The sequence below is a fragment of the Ideonella dechloratans genome, from assembly GCF_021049305.1.
Taxonomy (GTDB): Bacteria; Pseudomonadota; Gammaproteobacteria; order Burkholderiales; family Burkholderiaceae_C; genus Ideonella; species Ideonella dechloratans.
This window is the reverse complement of record NZ_CP088081.1, coordinates 2,926,500-2,944,145: the sequence shown is the minus strand read 5'-3', so window position 1 is coordinate 2,944,145 and position 17,646 is coordinate 2,926,500. Positions and strand designations below refer to the sequence as shown.

The window sequence follows — 17,646 nt, the reverse complement described above, 5'->3', positions numbered from 1 at the left end:
CCGGGGCAACGGATGGCGCCGGCGCCGGTGTGGATGCGGCACTGGTGGGGGCCTCGGCAACCGGCGCGGACGCAGCGGAGGGAGCGTCCGACTTCGGTGTGCAGGCGCTGGCAAGGAAGATCAGGGCAAATGCAGCGGGTTGCCAGATGGTCTTGGGAATCATGACGTTTGACGGAGTGCTCACTGAGGCATCGTGTAGCTGGCAATGAACGGCAGAGGATCGAGCCGTCCATCCAGGCCTTTGCCGATATTCTCGGTGCGGTACCGAGCTTCAAAGTGCAGGTGACCGCCCTTGGCGATCGTGCTCATCCCATGGGCGTTCCCGCTGTCACCAGTCTTTCCCAGGGCGGTGCCTGCCGCCACGGCGCGTGTACCGTCCTGGCCCAAGGTGATGTCGACAGCGCTCAGGTGCGCATAGAAGAAGTAGATGAGAGACTTCTTCGGGTAGAGGGCCGCGTAGTGCTGCCGCTGTGTTGGCGGGAGATCGTTCACATCGACCTGCAGAAGCACGCTGGCTCCGAAATTGGTGGTGGCGCTGAAAGCCTTTGAGATTGCGATGACCTTCCCATCGGCGATTGCGTAGACCGGCGTGCCCACATCGGCCTGCAGATCGATGCCCTGATGGGCGCGGGTGCCTCCATTGCGCACCATGCCGAAAGTGGCGCTCTTGGCCGAGGCGAGACCGGCAGACCGGATGACGCAGGTCTTGAGAGGATTGACCAGCTTCCCAGAGCCTGGGGTAGCCGACGGGGGGGGGGCCGCGGTGCTGGGCGTCGGCTTTGCCGCAGTGCTTGCGGCTGGCTTCGCTGCAGGGGCCGCGGCTGGCTTCGGCGCAGGCTTGGGCGGTTTGGCGCCCTTGAGAACCGATGCAATGTCTGCCATGGATCTCGGCTTGAGCGAGCCTGGGTTGACCATGTAGCTGGTCACGTTGATCTTGCTGTCGATGTATCCGTAAAGCCAGTAGGGGTAAGCCTGCACATATTTGCCGCCAAACCGCTTGGCAAGCTCCTTGGCGCTGCTGGCACCAATCTGCACAGGCAGCAGTTCGGCGGCCCGATCTTCGGTGAGTTGCCCTTTGATGACGTCGGCTGCCCCTCCCGCTCCTTCGTGGTGGGCAAGGTACATCAGCTTGGCCAGGTCTTCGGGGGCCAGGGCATCCACGTTCAGATCGGCCTTTCGCAAGGCATCCATGTTGATCAAGCCATAGACCGCTGCGGCATCGATGGAATAGCTGGGCTCGAATCGGAGCTTCAGCACCGATGCCGAATCAATGGGGGTCTTTGTCTTGCCTGTCTTTCCGTAGATCGAGTAGTCCTTGTCGCTCCATTGACCGTTGACCTGCTCGAAGCCGTGGGCCTTCTTGAGCATCTGGTTGACGGCCGAGCGCTTGTCGGTCGCCACTTGCAGCCAGGTGGTCTTGAGGAACTGGGTGAGGCCGGCTGCGCTGGAACTGCCCGCTTTGGCGTTTGCATTCCACTCGCCGTTGTCGAGCTTGCTGGCCTCTGCATTGACCAGCGCGGCCAAGGCGTGCGGGGTGAGGCCATGCTGCTTTGCGCTGGCGATCAGGAGCTTCCTGTACTTCTCATTCGCGGGCGTCAGCAGCAAATTGGCTTCTGTGAAGACGGTGCCGATCGCCTGCTGCGGCTTGCCGCCTTCCACCCTTGCTTCTTTGACCACGGGAGCAGGCTTCTGGGGGGGGGGGGCCGGCTGGGTCGCAGGCGCCTTGACGGGGGCAGGTGCGACTGGCGACGAAGCGGGAGCGGCCGGCGCGGTGGACGCGGCAGGCTTTGTTTGGGCCGATGCGGTCGCCGAAGGCTTTGCGGCGGGGGAGGGGGCAGCAGCCGGAACCGGCGTTGGCGCAGGGACAGGCACAGGGGCCGGAGCAGGCAAATGTGGCGTGGGGTGGCTGCGCTGAATGTCGCGCTGCTGGTCGGCCGTCGTCCGCGTGCCGGTGCCCTGGTCAAACTTCGATTGACCGCGCACCAGCATCTTGCGGGACGTCAGGGTCAGAAGCTTCTTGCCCAAGGGCAGGCTATCGTGCTTGGCAATCAGGTCGTATTGGCCCGCGGGATTCCGAAGATGGACCTGAAGACCTTTGGCATGGTCCTGGACCAGGAGAGGCCCCGCAGTGCCCTCTGAGTCACCTGTGATTTCGTGGCTCGTGCCGTCGAAGTCGACCTTCAGTGCGGGCTTGGACAGTGGGCGAAAGGCAAGATCCAGGATGCGCAGCGTGATTTCGCTGTCGGCTTGGCTGCCGGCGTCGGGAATTCGAATCTTCTGACCAATGTGCAGGACGTGCTTGGCCGCCCCGGTCAGGCCATTGAACTGCGAAAGAGCGTCCACAGAGGTGTCGAATCGGCGGCTGATGCCCCACAGCGTGTCCCCGTCCTTGACGGTGTATTCAGTGGAAGTGCTCATGGTGCATTGCTCGTCTGTTTCTCTTCATCACGCCCCTCTTCGTCGCTCTCCCCCAGCGGGAATGCGGGCTCATCGTCCTGGAGGGATTCGGGTTCCAGATCGGCGAACTCCGAGGTCCATGCGTCGTAGCCGGCCAGCACGAAATAGTCGGCTGCAGCCTCATGGGTATCCAACTCGGCCAACCCTTCGCTGCTCACCTGCCCCTTCCACAGCAACGAGCGCTCGCCGCGACGGTAGACCTCCATGAGCGCTCCCTGCAGAGCCAATCCCTCCAGTGAATACAGCGCAAACTGTTTGGTGAATTGCCCCGTCAGCCGCGGCAATTCGGGCAACTGCAGCGATTCGGAGAGGCTGCCTCCCCCCGTCCACACCTTGCTCGCAGCCTTGAACTGCACACTGCCCGGCGCTTTGAGCGTGATGCTGCCGCTCTGGATGTCGATGGCCGCGCCAGCGGCGGTCAGCAGCACGCTGGTGGGGGCGCCGACCAGGACGTTGGCCTGGGTGCTGGCCACGTCGATGGTCTGACTGGCGGTGAGTTCGGTGGTGGCGGTGTTGGCGCTGGCCTGCAGGCTGCCGGTGGCGGCGTGGATGGCGATGCCGGTTTCGGTGTTGGGTTTGTTGGCGCTGCTGGCTTTGCCATAAGTGAACAGCACGGCGCCGGCCTTGGCCACGCTGGCATGGTGTCCCTGGGCCAGGCTCAGCCAGTCCTGGCCGGCGCTCTGGGTCAGGCTGGCTTGGGTACTGAGGATGGTCTGGGCCGGGGTGAAGAGGCCCAGTCCAGCCGGGGCGGTCAGGGTGATGTCCGGGCGGTCCCAGGCGTTGACGCTGCCCCAGCCACCGTCGATGGCGATGGTGTTCTCGTCGCCGGTGCTGTCACCGCCTTGCCGGCTGTCGCTGGCCTGCAGGCTGGCGGCCAGCGCCGCCAGGCCCTGTTCGCTGGGCAGTTGGTGAGCGCGGTCATCGGGTTGTGCGCCAGCAACCGCGGGCTCGGCGGGCAACTGAGCCTGGTGGGCCTGGGCGGTCTCGGCCAGGGTGTGCACCAGGTCCTGCGCGGTCTGCAGGGCCTGCAGCGGATCGCGGGCTTGCAACTGCTGGCCGGCGCCGGTGCTGGGGGATTCCGCAAAGGCGGTGAGCAGCAGGCCGCTGCCACTGCGCAGGGCGCCATGGCCTTGGGTGAGCAGGTCCAGCCCATGGCCGCGCGGGGCCAGGCGCTGGTTGTCCTGCTGTTGCAGCAGGGCCCCCAGTTGCAACTGGCTCACCAGCGTGGAGCTGCCCAGCTCGATGCGGGCGGCCTGGGGGCTGTCGTCGAACACCAGCTGACCGAAGCCGCCCTGGCCGCTGCTGGAGCTAGCCAGCTCCTGGCTCTTGTAGCCCAGCAGCACGGCCGGGTGCTGATGGCCCTGGTGCGGAGCGGCATCGGTCTGCCCCGGGAACCAGGCCGGGGCCGCGCCCACGGCCCCGGCGGCACCGGCACCCTGCTGGTTGCCCTGGGCGTCGTCGCTGCCCTGGCCGTTGTAGGCCACGGCGTGGACCACTGGGCGGTCGATGTCGCCGCCGACAAAGCCCACCACCACCTCCTGGCCCAGCCGGGGGATGAAGACCGCGCCGTGGTTGGCGCCCGCGATGGATTGGCCCACGCGCACCCAGGTGAAGCTGGCGTCGCTGGCCGGGGCATTCTCGCCCGTGGGGTGCATCAGCCGGTGGCTGGCGTTGCCGCCGCGTTGCCAGTGGAACTGCACCTTGATGCGGGCGTCGCGGTCGGTGTGGATGGGGCTGTTGTTGCCCAAATCACTGCCCACCACCAGTGCCGTCTGGCTGCCGTGCACCGTAGGGCGCGGGGCCAAGCGGGCATCGGGCTGGGCCAGGTGGCGGGCCGAGCGGGGATCGAAGAGGTCCACCGAGGGGCCCGTGCGCTGCGCTGTGGCACCCAGCGTGCCCCAGCGCCCGGGGCCATCGCCCGCAGGGGCCTGGGCCATGCGCACGGGCACGGCGGCCGGCTGCAGCAGCAGCGCCGCTTCGTGCAGCGGGCGTTCGCGATCTGCGTCGTCCTGCGTGCTGTGCTGCTCGGCAGCCTCGGCGGTCGCTTCCAAGGCCAGCTGCCGGTCCAGGGCCCGCAGCCGGGCGCGGGCATCGGCCGAGAAGTTGTTGCGGGCGCGGTGCTGGCAGGCCAGGATGGCGAAGCGGTCGCGGGGCTCGTCGCTGCCATCGTGCAGCGGGTGGTCCACCAGGGTGAAAGTGGTGCCTGCTTCGGCACGGCGCCAGGGGCCATGGGCCAGGGCGCGCTGCTGCAGGGCGCCCAGGGCCTCGGCCTGCACGCGGGCCAGGCGCTGGCCCTGGTCCAGGTCCTCGTAGGCATAGGCGCCGGGCACATCGGCCACGGCCAGCTCGGGCAGGGCGGCGCCTGCACCTTTGCTGCTGGTGTCGGCCTGCACCGGCCGGGACGACAGGCTGCGGTGGTCCCAGCTCTGCAGGGCCACGCGGGCACTGCTCACGCGCTGCAGATCGCGCCAGTGGGTCAGGCTGTCCTCGCCCAGCGTGTGGTCGCTGGCGGTGAAGCGCACCACGGACTGCCGGTTGGCGGCCAGGGCGGCGTTGTGGTCGGCCAGCACCAGGGTGTGGCTGCCCAGGGTGGTGCCGTCGGCATCGCCCGTGTGTTCCCACCAAGCCACCAGGCCTTCTTCGCGCATCAGGCGCAGCACGAAGTCCAGGTCGCTCTCCTGGTACTGCAGGCACAGGCTGCGCCGCGGGTAGACGCTGCTGTCGGCCAGGTCCCAGCGCCAGGCCGGGGCCAGCGGCGTTTGATCGCCGTAATCGCCCAGCACCTCGTCGATGATCTGTGGCACCGTCATATCCTGGAACACGTAGCTGTCCACGCGCCGGTCCAGCAGGGCCAGCCAGGGCTCGATGACCAGGCGGTAGCGGGCCAGGCCGCCGTCAGAGCCCACCAGGGCCGCGGCCACCACATGGCCGTGCCAGGGGCGCAGCTCGCTGCGGCTGTCCTGGCACAGCAGTTCCAGCAGGGCGGGCTGGCCGATGAGCTGCTTGAGTTCCAGGTGGGCGTCCGTGCTCAGCGCATGCACCACCAGGCGCAGGCCGGCGCGGGTGGGCCCCAGGTCCAGGCCAGGGATGTCGTCCGACAGGCTGGGGCCTTGCTGGGGGCCGATGCCTTCCCAGACGTGGACGTCCTCGGCGAAGAGGGCATCGGTGCCCAGCACCGTGTGCAGGCGCAGCAGCCGGCTGTCCTGCGTCAGCCCGCCCAGCAGAGAGGTCCAGGCCGTGCTCAGCGCGGTGTCGATCAGGGTGTCAGCATCCATGGGGGGTGTCTCGCATGGGGCGGCCTCACTGCACCGTGTATTTGAAGTCGCCGTTCTTGGCGGCGCTCACCTTGATGCGATGCACCGCCTCGCCCTCGGCCATGCGGGCCAGCACCTGGCCGGCGATCTCGGGCAGCAGGGTGCCGTTGAGGATGTGGTCCACATTGCGCGCGCCGGTGTCCACCTCGGTGCAGCGGGCCAGCACGGCGTCCACCAGCTTGTCGTCGTAGACGAACTCGGCCTGGTGGTGGGCGGCCACGCGGGCGGCGATGCGGTCGAGCTTGAGGCGGATGATGCGGTCCAGCGCGTCGTCGCCGATGGCGTAGTAGGGGATGACCTTCATGCGGCCCAGGAAGGCGGGCTTGAAGGTCTTGTACAGCACAGGCCGCAGGGCCTCGGCCAGGGCCTCCGGGTCGGGGTATTCGGCCGCCGGCTTGTTCATGCAGGCCTGCATGATCTGCGAGGAGCCGATGTTGCTGGTCAGGATGATCAGCGTGTTGCGGAAGTCGATCTCGCGGCCCTCGGCGTCGTCCATCACGCCCTTGTCGAAGACCTGGAAGAACATCTCCAGCACGTCCGGGTGGGCCTTTTCCACTTCATCGAGCAGCACCACGCTGTAGGGTTGGCGGCGCACGGCCTCGGTCAGCACGCCGCCTTCGCCGTAGCCCACATAGCCCGGGGGCGAGCCCTTGAGGCCGGAGACGGAATGGGCTTCCTGGTACTCGCTCATGTTGATGGTGATGAGCTTCTTCTCACCACCGTAGAGCAGGTCGGCCAGGGCCAGGGCGGTTTCGGTCTTGCCCACGCCGCTGGGGCCGACGAACATGAACACGCCCTTGGGCTTGTTCGGGTCTTCCAGGTTGGCGCGGCTGGTGCGCACCCGCTGGGCGATGGCCGCCAGCGCGTGCGATTGGCCGATGACGCGGGCCTCCAGCAGGGGCTGCAGGTTCAGCACGGTCTTCAGGTCGTCCTTGACCATCTTGCCCAGCGGGATGCCCGTCCAGGCGGCGACGATGGCGGCCACCACATTGCCGTCCACGTCCACCGGCACCAGCGGGGCCTCGCCCTGCAGCGCGCCCAGGGCGGCCAGCTTGTCGGGCAGCGGGGTGGCGGGCGGGGCCTGCTCGGTGTGGTCGCGGGCGGCGGCGGCCTCCAGGTCCTGGCGCAGCTGCTGCACCTCGCCCACCAGGGCCTTCTCGGCCTCGTGGCGCTGCAGCAGGGCGTCCAGTTGGGCCTGGCCATTGTCGCGCTGGGTGCGCAGGGCGCTCAGGCGGGCGGCATGGTCGCTGCCGCTGGCGGCCTCGCGCTGCAGTGCGGCGATCTCGGCGGCCAGCCGTTCGAGCCGTTTGCGCAGGTCGTCCACCGCGGCGGGCGTGGCGGCCTGGCCCAGGGCCACCTTGGCGCAGGCGGTGTCCAGCACGCTGATGGCCTTGTCCGGCAGCTGGCGGCCGGTGATGTAGCGGGCCGACAGGCGCACGGCCTCGGTGATGGCTTCGTCGCGGATGCGCACGCCGAAGTGCTTTTCCATCAGCGGGGCCATGCCGCGCAGCATGGCGGCGGCCAGCTCCTCGCTGGGCTCTTCCACCTTGATGACCTGGAAGCGGCGGGCCAGGGCGGCGTCCTTCTCGAAGTACTTCTTGTACTCGCTCCAGGTGGTCGCGGCCACGGTGCGCAGCTCGCCGCGCGCCAGGGCGGGCTTGAGCAGGTTGGCCGCGTCGTTCTGCCCGGCCTGGCCGCCCGCGCCGATCATGGTGTGGGCTTCGTCGATGAACAGGATGATCGGGTGCGGGCTCTTCTTGACCTCGTCGATCACGTTCTTCAGCCGGTTCTCGAACTCGCCCTTCACGCTGGCGCCGGCCTGCAGCAGGCCCAGGTCCAGCACATGCAGGGCCACGCCCTGCAGCGGCGGCGGCACATCGCCCGCGGCGATGCGCAGGGCCAGGCCCTCCACCACGGCCGTCTTGCCCACGCCGGCCTCACCGGTCAGGATGGGGTTGTTCTGGCGCCGGCGCATCAGGATGTCGATGGCCTGGCGGATCTCGGCGTCACGGCCGATCACCGGGTCGATCTTGCCGTCGCGGGCGCGCTGGGTCAGGTTGGTGGTGAATTGGTCCAGGGCCGGGGTGGCGCTGGGGCCTGCGCTGGCGGGCGTCTCGGCCACTTCACCGGCCGTCGCGCCGGTGCTCGCGGGGCTTGGGCGGGCCTCGTCCGAACCGGCGCTCACCGCGTCCAGCCGGTGCTTGAGGTCGTCGGCCTTCATCTGGCCGAAGCAGGGGCTGCTGCGCTGGGCCAGCTGGCTCAGCGTGGGTTCGGTCAGCAGGGCCAGCAGCAGGTGAGCGCTGCGGATGCGCGGGTCCAGCGTGTCCAGCGAGGCGATCAGCCAGGCCTGCTCCAACAGGGTCAGCAGGCGGGTGCCGAACACCGGGGTGCGGGTGTTGCCGTTGCGCAGGCGGGCCAGTTCGCGCTGCAGGTCGGCCTGCAGGGCCTCGGTGGCCACGCCCCAGCGGCGGCAGGCCACCACCAGGTCGCTGCGCGGGTTCTCCAGCAAGGCCAGCAGCAGGTGCTCGATGTCCACCTCATGGTGGCCATGGGACAGGGTGATCGAGGCGGCCCGCTCGGCAGCCTGGCGGCACACGGGGTCGAGCTTGGCGATCAGGGTCTTCAGATTGGTCATGGTGACGGTGGCTGCAATCGGTGGGCGTGTTCGGGGCTCAGGCCGCGTGGATGTCGTAGGCCGCTTCGGTGCGGTCCACGGGGCTGGGCTGGGAGAGCAGGTAGGTGTTCCAGCCGAGTTGGGCCGGGGTGTCGGCATCGCCGCCCAGGCGGGCGGGCTGCACATCGCGGGCGCGCAGGCACAGGTGGACTTCGTATTCCAGCGACAGGCCGGTGGCCAGGGTCAGCAGCTCCTGGAGGGCCACCGCGCCTGGCCCGCCGGGCAGGAAGCGGGCCTGCTGGGCGCGGCTGAGGGGTCCCAGGGTCAGGCGCACGCGCAGATCGCGCTGCCACAGGCGCTCGCCCACCAGGGCGTCCTGCCCCAGCGTGACCGCACCCAGGCCCAGCCGGCTCTGGTTGGCAGCCTCCACCGGAAACCAGCGGCCGGCAAAAGACTGCAGCTGCACCGGCACGCCAAAGTAGTCGGCCAGCAGGCGCTGCAGCTGCGGTGCGCTGACCACGCGCTGCTGCAGGGCGCCGGCGTAGTGGGCCAGGGCATCGTCGGCCACCGCGCCCTGGCCAGGCTGCAGGCGGTTGGACAGGCCGGGCAGGCCCAGGCCAGCCAGGGCCAGCAGCAGGGGGCGGAAGGCATCGCCCGGGGTGGCTTCGTGGGCCAGCGGCAGGCGGTGCTTGCGCCAGGCCGCGTGCAACAGCGAGACGGTGCGGTGCTGGAAGATGTCGAAGAAGGCACGGGCGGCGCCGTCACGGGCCTGGGTCTCGCGCGCCTGCACCTGTTCGGTGTAGGCCAGCGGCAGGGTGCCGGTGACGCCCAGCAGGCCGACGAAAGCCGGGGTGATCTCGATGCGCCGCGGCGCCCCGCCTTCTGCCGCGTCGGTCTTCAGGGCGGCAATCTCGCTGGCCGGGAAGGCCAGGGACAGCGAGTTGCGAAAGCGCAGCTCGGGGGCGGGCGAGGCGCCTGGGGCTGCGGGCTGGGCCTGCCAGCGTTGCAGCAGGCGCACGGCCTGGTGGAAGGCGAATGGCGACGGGTCCTGCAGCAGACGCTGCACCGGGGCCTGCGGGGCCAGCCGCGCCGGGCCGGTCAGCGTGGGGCGGACGTCGAGCGTGGAGGGTTCCTCGCGCTTCATGCCAGCCTCAGATCAGCGCCTGGTCGCCGCTGCGGCGTGGGCAGCTGACCAGGACCTCGCCGCTGCGCTGCGACACCAGCTTCAGCTGCACGAAGGTGTTGAGATGGGCGTACAGGCCGAGGAAGCGGTCCAGCACCTGGGCGAACAGGTGCAGGCCCCCGCCGACGAAGGCCTGCTCGTTGACGGTCAGCCGCACCTCGGTGCCGCGCACGAAGGTGGCGAAGGGCTTGCCGGGCAGGCAGGCCTGGGCCAGGCGATAGTCCACCGCCACCAGGCCGTCGATGAGCCGCTCGTTGTGCGGGCTGCGCGGCAGGTCATAGAGGCGCAGCACCTCCTTCAGTCCGTCCAGGCCGCTGGCGCTGAGCGTGAGGTGGTTGAGCGACAGGTGCGAGATCAGCCGCCACAGCGCCCCATGGTCGGCCTCGAAGCGCTGGGTCAGCGTGGGCCGGCGCAGCAGGCGGATCTCGCGCCAGGGGCCGCCCCCTTCGGCGAACAGATCGCCGCCCGGTTGCCCGATGCTCATCTGGTGGGGCAGGTCGCGGTTGGTGGCCCGCACATCGATGGACAGGGTGTCCGTCTGGGGCAGGGCCGGGTTGAACTGCAGGTCCACCAGGCCGATCTCGGTCTCGTAGCCCGGGCTCTGACCGGCCGACACCGGCTGGCGCTGGCTGTACCAGTAGCGTCCGGCCGCCTCGCCTTCGCGCAGCAGGTCGTCGTGTTGCAGCGAGTAGAAGGGTTTGAAGGTCTGGATGGACTCGCCTTCGGGCGTCTGGTGCACGCGGTAGACCTGGTCGATCGCGTAGACCTCGTGGCCGAAGGCCCGGCGACCATCCGGCAGCACCGGATACAGCGTCTTGTCGTGGGTGATGCGGATCGGGTCGGCGCGGGTGGCGAACAGGTTGATGACCGGAGCGCAGCCCAGCACCAGGTTGCGCGCGCTCACCAGCTCCAGCAGGCGGTTCTCGTGGCTGTCGGGGCGCAGGCCGGCCAGGGCGATGTGGACCGTCAGGCTGCGGCCGGCCTGCGCGCAGGCCGAGGCCGGCAGCGGCAGGTCCACGAAATTGAACTTGTCCGCGAAGGCAAAGTACTCGGTGAGCAGGCGGTAGGCGGGGTGCGAGCGCTGGTCGAAATCCACCAGGGCCTCGTCCTCGGCAAAGCCCACGGGCGCCAGGCGAGCCTCGCGCTCCCACCGCCAGGGGCCGTGGGCCTGGGTCTGGTAGAGCAGGGCCGCGGCCTTGTCGGACAGCGTTTCGCGCAGGCCGGTGACCAGCGAGGGGTCGCCATCCAGGTACAGCCGCAGCTGGCTCACGCCCAGGCTGGCGAAGCTGGCCTGCGGCGAGAGCAGATCGAACTGCAGGGACAGCAGGGCGGTGGCGGTGGGCGGTAGGGCGGTGCCGGCCGGCACGGCGGCGGTGGTCTGCAGCCGGGCCTGGCTGAGGCGCACCGGCAGCACCTGGGCCGGCGCCGTGGTCTGGAAGCGGCAGGTCACGCCCCGCAACGACCGGCTGTGCAGGGCGGTGCCGCGCGGCAGGGTCTGGCCCTGGCTCATCTGCGCGGCCGTGGGGCCCAGCTCGAAGCAGGCGATCGAACAGGCGGGGAAGGGCCGCAGGTAATGGGGGTAGAGCACCCCCAGCAGGGCTTCGGTGAACAGCGGGAAGTCGTCGTCCAGCCGCTTGTGGATGCGCGCACCCAGCAGGGCGAAGGACTGGATCATCCGCTCCACATGCGGATCCTGCAGCACCTCACCGTTGACCGACAGGCGGCCGGCAATGCGCGGATAGCGTTGGGCGAACTCGTCGGCCTGGGTTCTCAGGAAGGCCAGTTCCCGTTCGTAGTGGGGCAGAAGATCCTGCACGAGCGATCTCTCTGTTGCTTGGGGGCGCTCAGTGGGCCCGCGCGTCGCGGCGGCTCACGGCGTAGTGGTTGGATCCGGGCTGCAGCATGGCGTCGAAGGCCACCGACTCGGTGCACGGGTCCAGGCGCAGCCGGGCGCGGATGGAAAAGCACAGACCAGCCCCCACCTGGGCGCTGGGGCGCACCTGCACCTCCACCTGCGTCAGCCGGGGCTCATGCACCTGCAGGGCGCGGCGGATGGCCTCGGTGATGCGCAGGCGGTCGCGGTCGCTGGCGACGTTCAGCGCGCTCAGATCGGTGAGCCCGTAGGTCAGCAGCGAGCGGGCGGCCAGGGGATGCTCCGGCATGGCGGCAGCCTCGATGCCCGGCCGTGCGTTGAGCAGGGTTTCCAGGTCGCGGGCCACGGAGTCGGTGATCTGCTGCACGGTCCAGCGCGGGCTGGTGGCCAGGGTGGGTTCGCCTTCGGGCATGGGCTGGCGGAGGGACGGCGCGCGCGTGGGCGTGTCCAGGTCGGCACCGAGCAGCTTGTCCATCAGCGAGGGGCTGAAGAGGTCCATGGCAGGCAGGGGAGAGCGGAGGCGTCGAGGCGGGAGTGAAACGGGCGGCCCTGAGGCCGCCCGTTCACACCGGGAGGGCAACCGTTGTGCGGATGCCTTCCCGGCCGTGGCCGCAGGGGATCAGACCGCGACGTTCTTGCGCAGGTCCCAGCCCGCCACACCGGTGGAGGTGGTCGAGCCGTCCGGGCGATGCTGCTTGTATTCCCAGGTGATCTTCCCGTACTTCAGGCCGAAGGTCTCAGCCGGCAGTTCGCCTTCCGAGATCACGGTCTGCACGGAGGAGACCACCACGTCTTCCAGCACGATCTTGTAGTAGTCCACGCGCGACTGCGAGGTCGAGGTGGCGCTCTTGCCGCCGTAGGCGCGGTAGAAGGTGATGGTGACCTTGGGGTACACGGTACCGGCCGAGCAGGCACGGTTCAGCTTGGACGTCGCCTTGTCGATGTCCTTGGTGAAGACCATTTCGCCGTGCTCGGTGCGCTCGGCGGTGTGGCCGCCGGCGGACGAGGCGCTGGACGACTTGGGTTGGCGCACGTAATGCTGGAACGAGGAGACCTCGATTTCCTTCATGTGCTTCTGGTCGGTACTGTCGCCTTCCAGTTCGCTGGCGCCTTCGAACTTGACGTAGATGTCCTTCATGGTTGTTGTCGCTCCTTGTGATGACAGCGGTTGTGTTTAGCCCTTCTGGGACTGCGGCAGCTCGGCGACGAGGCGAAGGGACACGGAAAGCTCGTCGAGCTGGAAATGCGGCCGGATGAACGACACGGCGCGGTAGGTGCCGGGGCGGCCGGGCACCTCGGAGACCTGGATGCTGGCCTCGCGCAGCGGGTAGGTGGCCTTGGTCTCCTGGGTGGCGTTGTCGTCCTCCACCACGTACTGCCGGATCCAACGGCTGAGGAACTCCTCGATGTTGGCCGCCGAGGCGAAGCTGCCCACCTTGTCGCGCATCATGGCCTTGAGGTAGTGGGCGATGCGGCAGACGCTGAACATGTACTGCAGCTGGGCCGAGAGCACCGCGTTGGCATTGGCGGCATCGCTGTCGTACTTCTTGGCGCGCTGGGTCGACTGGGTGCCGAAGAAGGCCGCGTAGTCGGTGTTCTTGCAGTGCACCAGGGGGATGAAGCCCAGGTCGCTGAGCTCCTTCTCACGCCGATCGGTGATGGCGATCTCGGTGGGGCACTTCAGCGCGATCTCGCCTTCGTCGGTCTTGAAGGTGTGGGTGGGCAGGTCCTCGACCAGGCCACCGCCTTCGACGCCCCGGATGGCCGCGCACCAGCCGTAGTTCTCGAAGGCCGCCGTCAGGCGCGCGCCCATCGCGTAGGCGGCGTTGACCCACAGGTACTTGCCGTGGTCGGAGCCGTCGACGTCCTCGACGAAGTTGAAGCCCTCGGTGGCCGTGCCGTCCTTGGGGTTGAAGGGCAGGCGGCCGAGGAAACGCGGCACGGTCAGGCCCACGTAGCGCGAGTCTTCGGAATCACGGAAGGAACGCCACTTGGCGTAGTCCACCGTGTCGAAGACCTTGGCCAGATCGCGCGGCTTGCCCAGGTCGGTGTAGGTCTCCAGGCCGAACAGCTCGGGTGAGGCCGCCGAGATGAAGGGCGCGTGGGCCGCGGCGGCCACGTGCGACATCTGTTCGATGAAGTACATGTCCTCGGGCTGGCGCGAGATTTCGAAGTCGCCGATCAGGGTGCCGAAGGGCGCACCGCCGAAGGTGCCGAACTCTTCCTCGTAGACCTTCTTGAACAGCGCGCTCTGGTCGAAGTCGATCGCGGTCTTGAAGTCCTTGATCAGCTCCTTCTTGGTGGCGTTGAAGACCTGGATCTTCATGCCGGCGCTGGTGGAGGTGTGGCGGCACAGGTAGTGCAGGCCGGTCCAGGTGGACTCCAGCTTCTGGAAGGCCGGGTGGTGCATGATCTCGCTGAGCTGGGCGGAGATCAGGGCGTCCAGTTCGGCCACGCGGGCATCCAGCGTGACGCTGAGGTTGTCCGACACCGTGACGGTGCCGGCCATGACTTCGCGCACGAGTTCCGAGATGATGTCCTTGGCGCGGGCGTGCTCGACGTCCGAGCGGGCCACCTTGCTCTGGGCGACGATCTGGTCGAGCAGGGGGCTGGCTTCGGCGGCGGCCGCACCGGCCGCGGCGGGGCTGAGGAGGGCTTCGCTCATGGTCACTCCTTGTCGGTCGGGGTGGCTTCGGCGCCCAGCTGCTGCAGCTTCTCGGTGCTGGAAAGCACTTCGGTCAGCAGGTCGTCGAGCTTTTCGTTGCCGGCCAGCTTGTTGCGCAGGTCGGACAGCTTGGTGCGCGCTTCCAGCAGGCGCCGCAGGGGCTCGACCTGCTGCACGACGGATTCGGGCCGGAAGTCCTCCATGGACTTGAACTCCAGGTTCACGCCGAATTCGCCGCCTTCGGGGCTGAGCTTGTTCTTCGCCCGGAAGGAGGTCTTGGGCGCCATGCCCGCCATCACGTCGTCGAAGTTGTCGAGGTCGACGTTGACGAACTTGCGGTCCTTCAGCTTGGGCAGCGGCTTGTCCGGGTCGGGCTGCTGGCCGGAGAACTCCCCCAGCACGCCGACCACGAAGGGCAGTTCCTTCTGTTCGATCGCGTCACCGACCTGCACGTCATAGCTGAGCTGCACCCGCGGGGGGCGGACCTTCTCAAGCCGCTTCTGAACACTGTCCTTCTTGGCCATGGGCTTTCCTTTGCTGGTCTGGGGTGGTGCGGCTCACTTGAGCTTGTCGAGCGGGTTGCCGCCCGCTGCGGCGGCCGGGGCCGGATGGGGTGCTGCCTGGGCGGCGGGGGCGGCCTGCGGTGCCGCCACGGCCCGCCGTCGGGGCACCACCTTGGGTTTGGGGGCTTCGCTGCCCGGCGGCACGATGGGCAGCAGGGCGGTTTCCCCCAGCGTCTCGCGCAGGGAGCGGGTCACGGCCAGAGCTTCCTCACGCGAGCCCACGGGGTACTCGGCATCCTTGCGCAGGGCTTTCAGGGAGCCGGCGGTGATGCGCAGGCCGCTGACCGCCAGCAGGCTGTTGGCGGTGGTGTCCTGCGGGTCGCGCTCCAGCACCTCCTGGCCGGCCAGCACGGCGTTGCCGTAGTCGCCGGCGGCGAAGTAGTCCTCGGCCAGCTTCAGCCAGGGCGTCTTGTCGGTGGGGTAGGCCTTGGCGGCATCGCGGTAGAAGCCCCGTGCCTTTTCACGCTGACCGTCGGCCTGGGCCTGGGTGGCCTGCGAGAGATAGGACTCCAGTGTCGGGGCGACTGGTGCGGGGGCGGGGGGCGCCGTGTTGGGGGTTGCGCAGGCAGTGAACAGGGCGCAGACGGCTGCGCCGAGGACCAGTGAGGCATGCCGGGAAGAATTGCGCGTCGCGGGCTTCATTTGTAACTCCATGAAATTCGAAACCATTTGTTTTCCGCGTCGGGACCGGTGTTTCGGCAGGCGGACTATAGGGGGTCTGAAAATTCGGTCAAACCTTCTTTTGGGGGATCCGGCGGGCTGCCGGAGATGGGGAGGATGGCGCTAGACTTCGTTCATGGTGCGCCGCGTGCCAGGGGTATTTTTGAACCATGGAAACTCGTCTATGTTGAGGATGCGCGTGTTACTCATGGCGTGGAATGCCTTTGTTTCTTCTGGCGATCCGGCGCGCACGGCGGCGTGGGCTCGACAGGGGGTCCGGCTCCTCGGCGTCGGGCTTGTTTCCCTCGTGCTGGCCGCTTGCAGCACGCCGGGGTCCGGGGCATCCCAGCCGGGGGTATTGGATTCGGCGTTACAAATGGTCGGTCTGCAGAGGGTTTCGTTACAAACCCCGGATGCAGTCAATCTTCCGTCTTTGCAGAAACCACCCAAAACGTTACGAGTCGTGATTCGCCTGCATGCGGGCGATTTGTTAAATTCAGATACAAATGGTCAATCTCTGCCCGTGGTGGCCAGGATTTACGAGCTGCGGGAGAAGGAAGCCTTTGAACGTGCGCCCGCAACGGCCTTCGACGGGGAGAAAAATCATCTGCCCGCCGAGTTGGCGGATGCGCTGCTGGGGTCCCGCGAAGTCGTGCTGACGCCCGGGCAGCGTTACGAGGTGACTGAGACGCTGCCCGAGGGCACCCGCTACATCGGGGTGCTGGCCTTGTTCCGTGCACCCGCCCAGGGTCGCTGGCGCCATGTGTTCGATGCCCGGGCGGCAAGCGAGACCGGCCTGACCCTGGGGGTGCACGCCTGTGCCTTGAGCGTGGCCAGTGGCCAGGCCCTGGATGTGGCCCCCGAACTGACCCGCCTGGCCGGGGTGCAGTGTTCCTGACGCCGGCCCGCTGTCCGGGACCGGTTCTTGTAGTGGATGGGATGTTGTTGTGATCCGTGCTTCCAAGTTGCTCTGGGGAGAAGGCCTGTTCCTGCGCCCCCAGCATTTCCAGCGCCAGGATGCCTACCATGAGTGGCGTCTGGCGGAGACGGCCCAGGCCCTGAGCCCGTTTGCCTGGGGCGTTCGCCGTTGCCAGGTGGACGCCGATGCGCTGGCGCACGGCGTGCTGCGGCTGCAGGAGATCCATGCACTGTTGCCCGACGGTGATTTCTGCACCGCGCCGGGCGACGACGAACTGCCGCCGCCGGTGACCCTGTCGGGTTGGCCGGCGGGCCAGTCCGAGTGCACCTATCACCTGAGCCTGCCGCCGCTGCGCGCCACCGGCGGCAACAGCTGCGATGGCGAGGAGGCGGGGTCCAGTGCGGCCCGCTACCGCATGCGGCACGACCCCGCCACCGACTGGTTCACCGGCGCGGTGGAGGCCGAGGTCACCACCTTGCACCGGCGCCTGCGCCTGGTGGCCGACACCGAGGCCCGGGACCACCTCACCTCGCTGCCGCTGCTGCGCGTGCGCCGCACCGGCACCGGCTCCTTCGAGCTGGATCCGGCCTTCGCACCGCCGGTGCTGTCGATCAGCGCATCGCCCCTGCTGATGGGGCTGCTGCGCCGCACGCTGGACATGCTGCAGGCCAAGGTGGATGCGCTCTACGGTGTTCACCGCGAGCCCTCGAAGCATGTGATCGAGTTCCGCTCGGGCGACATCGCCTCGTTCTGGCTGCTGCACACCTGCAGCAGCGCCTATGCCGGGCTGTCCCACCTGTTCCACCATCCTGGCCTGCACCCGGAACGCCTGTTCGAGCGCTTGCTGGATCTGGCCGGGGCGCTGATGACCTTCTCGCGCAGCCATGGTCTGACGGACCTGCCGGCCTACGACCACAGCGCACCTGCACAGGCCTTCGCCCGGCTGGACGGCATCATCCGCGACCTGCTGGAGACGGTGATCTCCACCCGCTACTTCGCCATCGCGCTCAGCGAACTGCGTCCGTCCTACTTCGCAGGCCGGCTGGATTCCCAGAAGATCGGGGACAGCACGCGCCTGTACCTGGGCGTGCAGGCCGGGCTGCCGCCGTCGGAGCTGGTGGAGGTGATCCCGCAGCGCCTGAAGGTGGGCGCCCCCGACGATGTCGAGAAAGTGGTGCTCACCGCCACCGCCGGTGTGCGACTGACCCATCTGCCGCAGGTGCCAGTGGCCATCCCGGTGCGTCCAGGGGCCTATTACTTCGCGCTCGAGCCCCGTGGGCCCCTCTATGACCGCATGCTGCAGGCCCGCAGCCTGTGCATCTACGCCCCCAGCAATCTGCCCGATCTGCAGATGGAGCTCATCGCCCTGAACGGCGAGGCCTGAACCTCACGAACACT

At 68.4% G+C, this 17,646-nt stretch carries 12 protein-coding genes; 2 read left to right on the top strand and 10 right to left on the bottom strand.

The annotated features are described in order from the left end of the window. Positions 1–180: 180 nt before the first annotated feature. The 10 genes from LRM40_RS13645 to LRM40_RS13600 form a co-directional block, all read right to left on the bottom strand. A complete protein-coding gene (locus tag LRM40_RS13645; RefSeq protein ID WP_151121971.1) occupies positions 181–2,418 on the bottom strand; it encodes a LysM peptidoglycan-binding domain-containing protein in 2,238 nt (745 codons plus the stop codon). Beyond that, a complete protein-coding gene (locus LRM40_RS13640) occupies positions 2,415–5,732 on the bottom strand; it encodes a type VI secretion system Vgr family protein (protein ID WP_151121970.1) in 3,318 nt (1,105 codons plus the stop codon). Before LRM40_RS13640 ends, LRM40_RS13645 begins: the two co-directional genes overlap by 4 nt. 25 nt (positions 5,733–5,757) lie before the next feature. Further along, positions 5,758–8,406, bottom strand: coding sequence for a type VI secretion system ATPase TssH (gene tssH / locus LRM40_RS13635; protein ID WP_151121969.1), 2,649 nt, complete (start codon positions 8,404–8,406; stop codon positions 5,758–5,760). Between the two features lie 37 nt (positions 8,407–8,443). Then, entirely contained in the window at positions 8,444–9,529 is a 1,086-nt protein-coding gene (tssG, locus tag LRM40_RS13630) for a type VI secretion system baseplate subunit TssG (RefSeq protein WP_151121968.1), read from the bottom strand. A gap of 7 nt (positions 9,530–9,536) precedes the next feature. Further along, on the bottom strand, positions 9,537–11,384 hold the full coding sequence (gene tssF / locus LRM40_RS13625) for a type VI secretion system baseplate subunit TssF (RefSeq protein WP_151121967.1): 1,848 nt from the start codon (positions 11,382–11,384) through the stop codon (positions 9,537–9,539). A gap of 28 nt (positions 11,385–11,412) precedes the next feature. Then, on the bottom strand, positions 11,413–11,940 hold the full coding sequence (gene tssE, locus LRM40_RS13620; RefSeq protein ID WP_151121966.1) for a type VI secretion system baseplate subunit TssE: 528 nt from the start codon (positions 11,938–11,940) through the stop codon (positions 11,413–11,415). 120 nt (positions 11,941–12,060) lie between these two features. Further along, positions 12,061–12,579, bottom strand: a complete 519-nt coding sequence (locus LRM40_RS13615; protein ID WP_151121965.1) for an Hcp family type VI secretion system effector — start codon at positions 12,577–12,579, stop codon at positions 12,061–12,063. A gap of 36 nt (positions 12,580–12,615) precedes the next feature. After that, a complete protein-coding gene (gene tssC, locus LRM40_RS13610; protein ID WP_151121964.1) occupies positions 12,616–14,106 on the bottom strand; it encodes a type VI secretion system contractile sheath large subunit in 1,491 nt (496 codons plus the stop codon). Positions 14,107–14,108: 2 nt separating this feature from the next. Further along, complete coding sequence (tssB, locus tag LRM40_RS13605) at positions 14,109–14,630, bottom strand: type VI secretion system contractile sheath small subunit (protein WP_151121963.1); 522 nt, start codon at positions 14,628–14,630, stop codon at positions 14,109–14,111. Between the two features lie 33 nt (positions 14,631–14,663). Then, positions 14,664–15,311 carry a tetratricopeptide repeat protein gene (locus tag LRM40_RS13600; RefSeq protein WP_151121962.1) on the bottom strand — a complete coding sequence of 216 codons (648 nt, stop codon included), beginning with the start codon at positions 15,309–15,311 and terminating at the stop codon, positions 14,664–14,666. A 226-nt stretch (positions 15,312–15,537) separates the two neighbouring features. Between LRM40_RS13600 and tssJ the strand changes: the two genes are divergently transcribed. Continuing rightward, entirely contained in the window at positions 15,538–16,227 is a 690-nt protein-coding gene (gene tssJ / locus LRM40_RS13595) for a type VI secretion system lipoprotein TssJ (protein ID WP_170288756.1), read from the top strand. Positions 16,228–16,276: 49 nt separating this feature from the next. Continuing rightward, complete coding sequence (gene tssK / locus LRM40_RS13590; protein WP_151121960.1) at positions 16,277–17,632, top strand: type VI secretion system baseplate subunit TssK; 1,356 nt, start codon at positions 16,277–16,279, stop codon at positions 17,630–17,632. The last annotated feature ends 14 nt before the right edge of the window (positions 17,633–17,646 follow it).

What these genes read in the sequence shown, in the direction of transcription:
- LRM40_RS13645 (WP_151121971.1), bottom strand. Translation starts at nt 2,418, where the DNA reads ATGAGCACTTCCACTGAATACACCGTCAAGGACGGGGACACGCTGTGG.
- LRM40_RS13640 (WP_151121970.1), bottom strand. Translation starts at nt 5,732, where the DNA reads ATGGATGCTGACACCCTGATCGACACCGCGCTGAGCACGGCCTGGACC.
- tssH (WP_151121969.1), bottom strand. Translation starts at nt 8,406, where the DNA reads ATGACCAATCTGAAGACCCTGATCGCCAAGCTCGACCCCGTGTGCCGC.
- tssG (WP_151121968.1), bottom strand. Translation starts at nt 9,529, where the DNA reads ATGAAGCGCGAGGAACCCTCCACGCTCGACGTCCGCCCCACGCTGACC.
- tssE (WP_151121966.1), bottom strand. Translation starts at nt 11,940, where the DNA reads ATGGACCTCTTCAGCCCCTCGCTGATGGACAAGCTGCTCGGTGCCGAC.
- LRM40_RS13615 (WP_151121965.1), bottom strand. Translation starts at nt 12,579, where the DNA reads ATGAAGGACATCTACGTCAAGTTCGAAGGCGCCAGCGAACTGGAAGGC.
- tssC (WP_151121964.1), bottom strand. Translation starts at nt 14,106, where the DNA reads ATGAGCGAAGCCCTCCTCAGCCCCGCCGCGGCCGGTGCGGCCGCCGCC.
- tssB (WP_151121963.1), bottom strand. Translation starts at nt 14,630, where the DNA reads ATGGCCAAGAAGGACAGTGTTCAGAAGCGGCTTGAGAAGGTCCGCCCC.
- LRM40_RS13600 (WP_151121962.1), bottom strand. Translation starts at nt 15,311, where the DNA reads ATGAAGCCCGCGACGCGCAATTCTTCCCGGCATGCCTCACTGGTCCTC.
- tssJ (WP_170288756.1), top strand. Translation starts at nt 15,538, where the DNA reads ATGGCGTGGAATGCCTTTGTTTCTTCTGGCGATCCGGCGCGCACGGCG.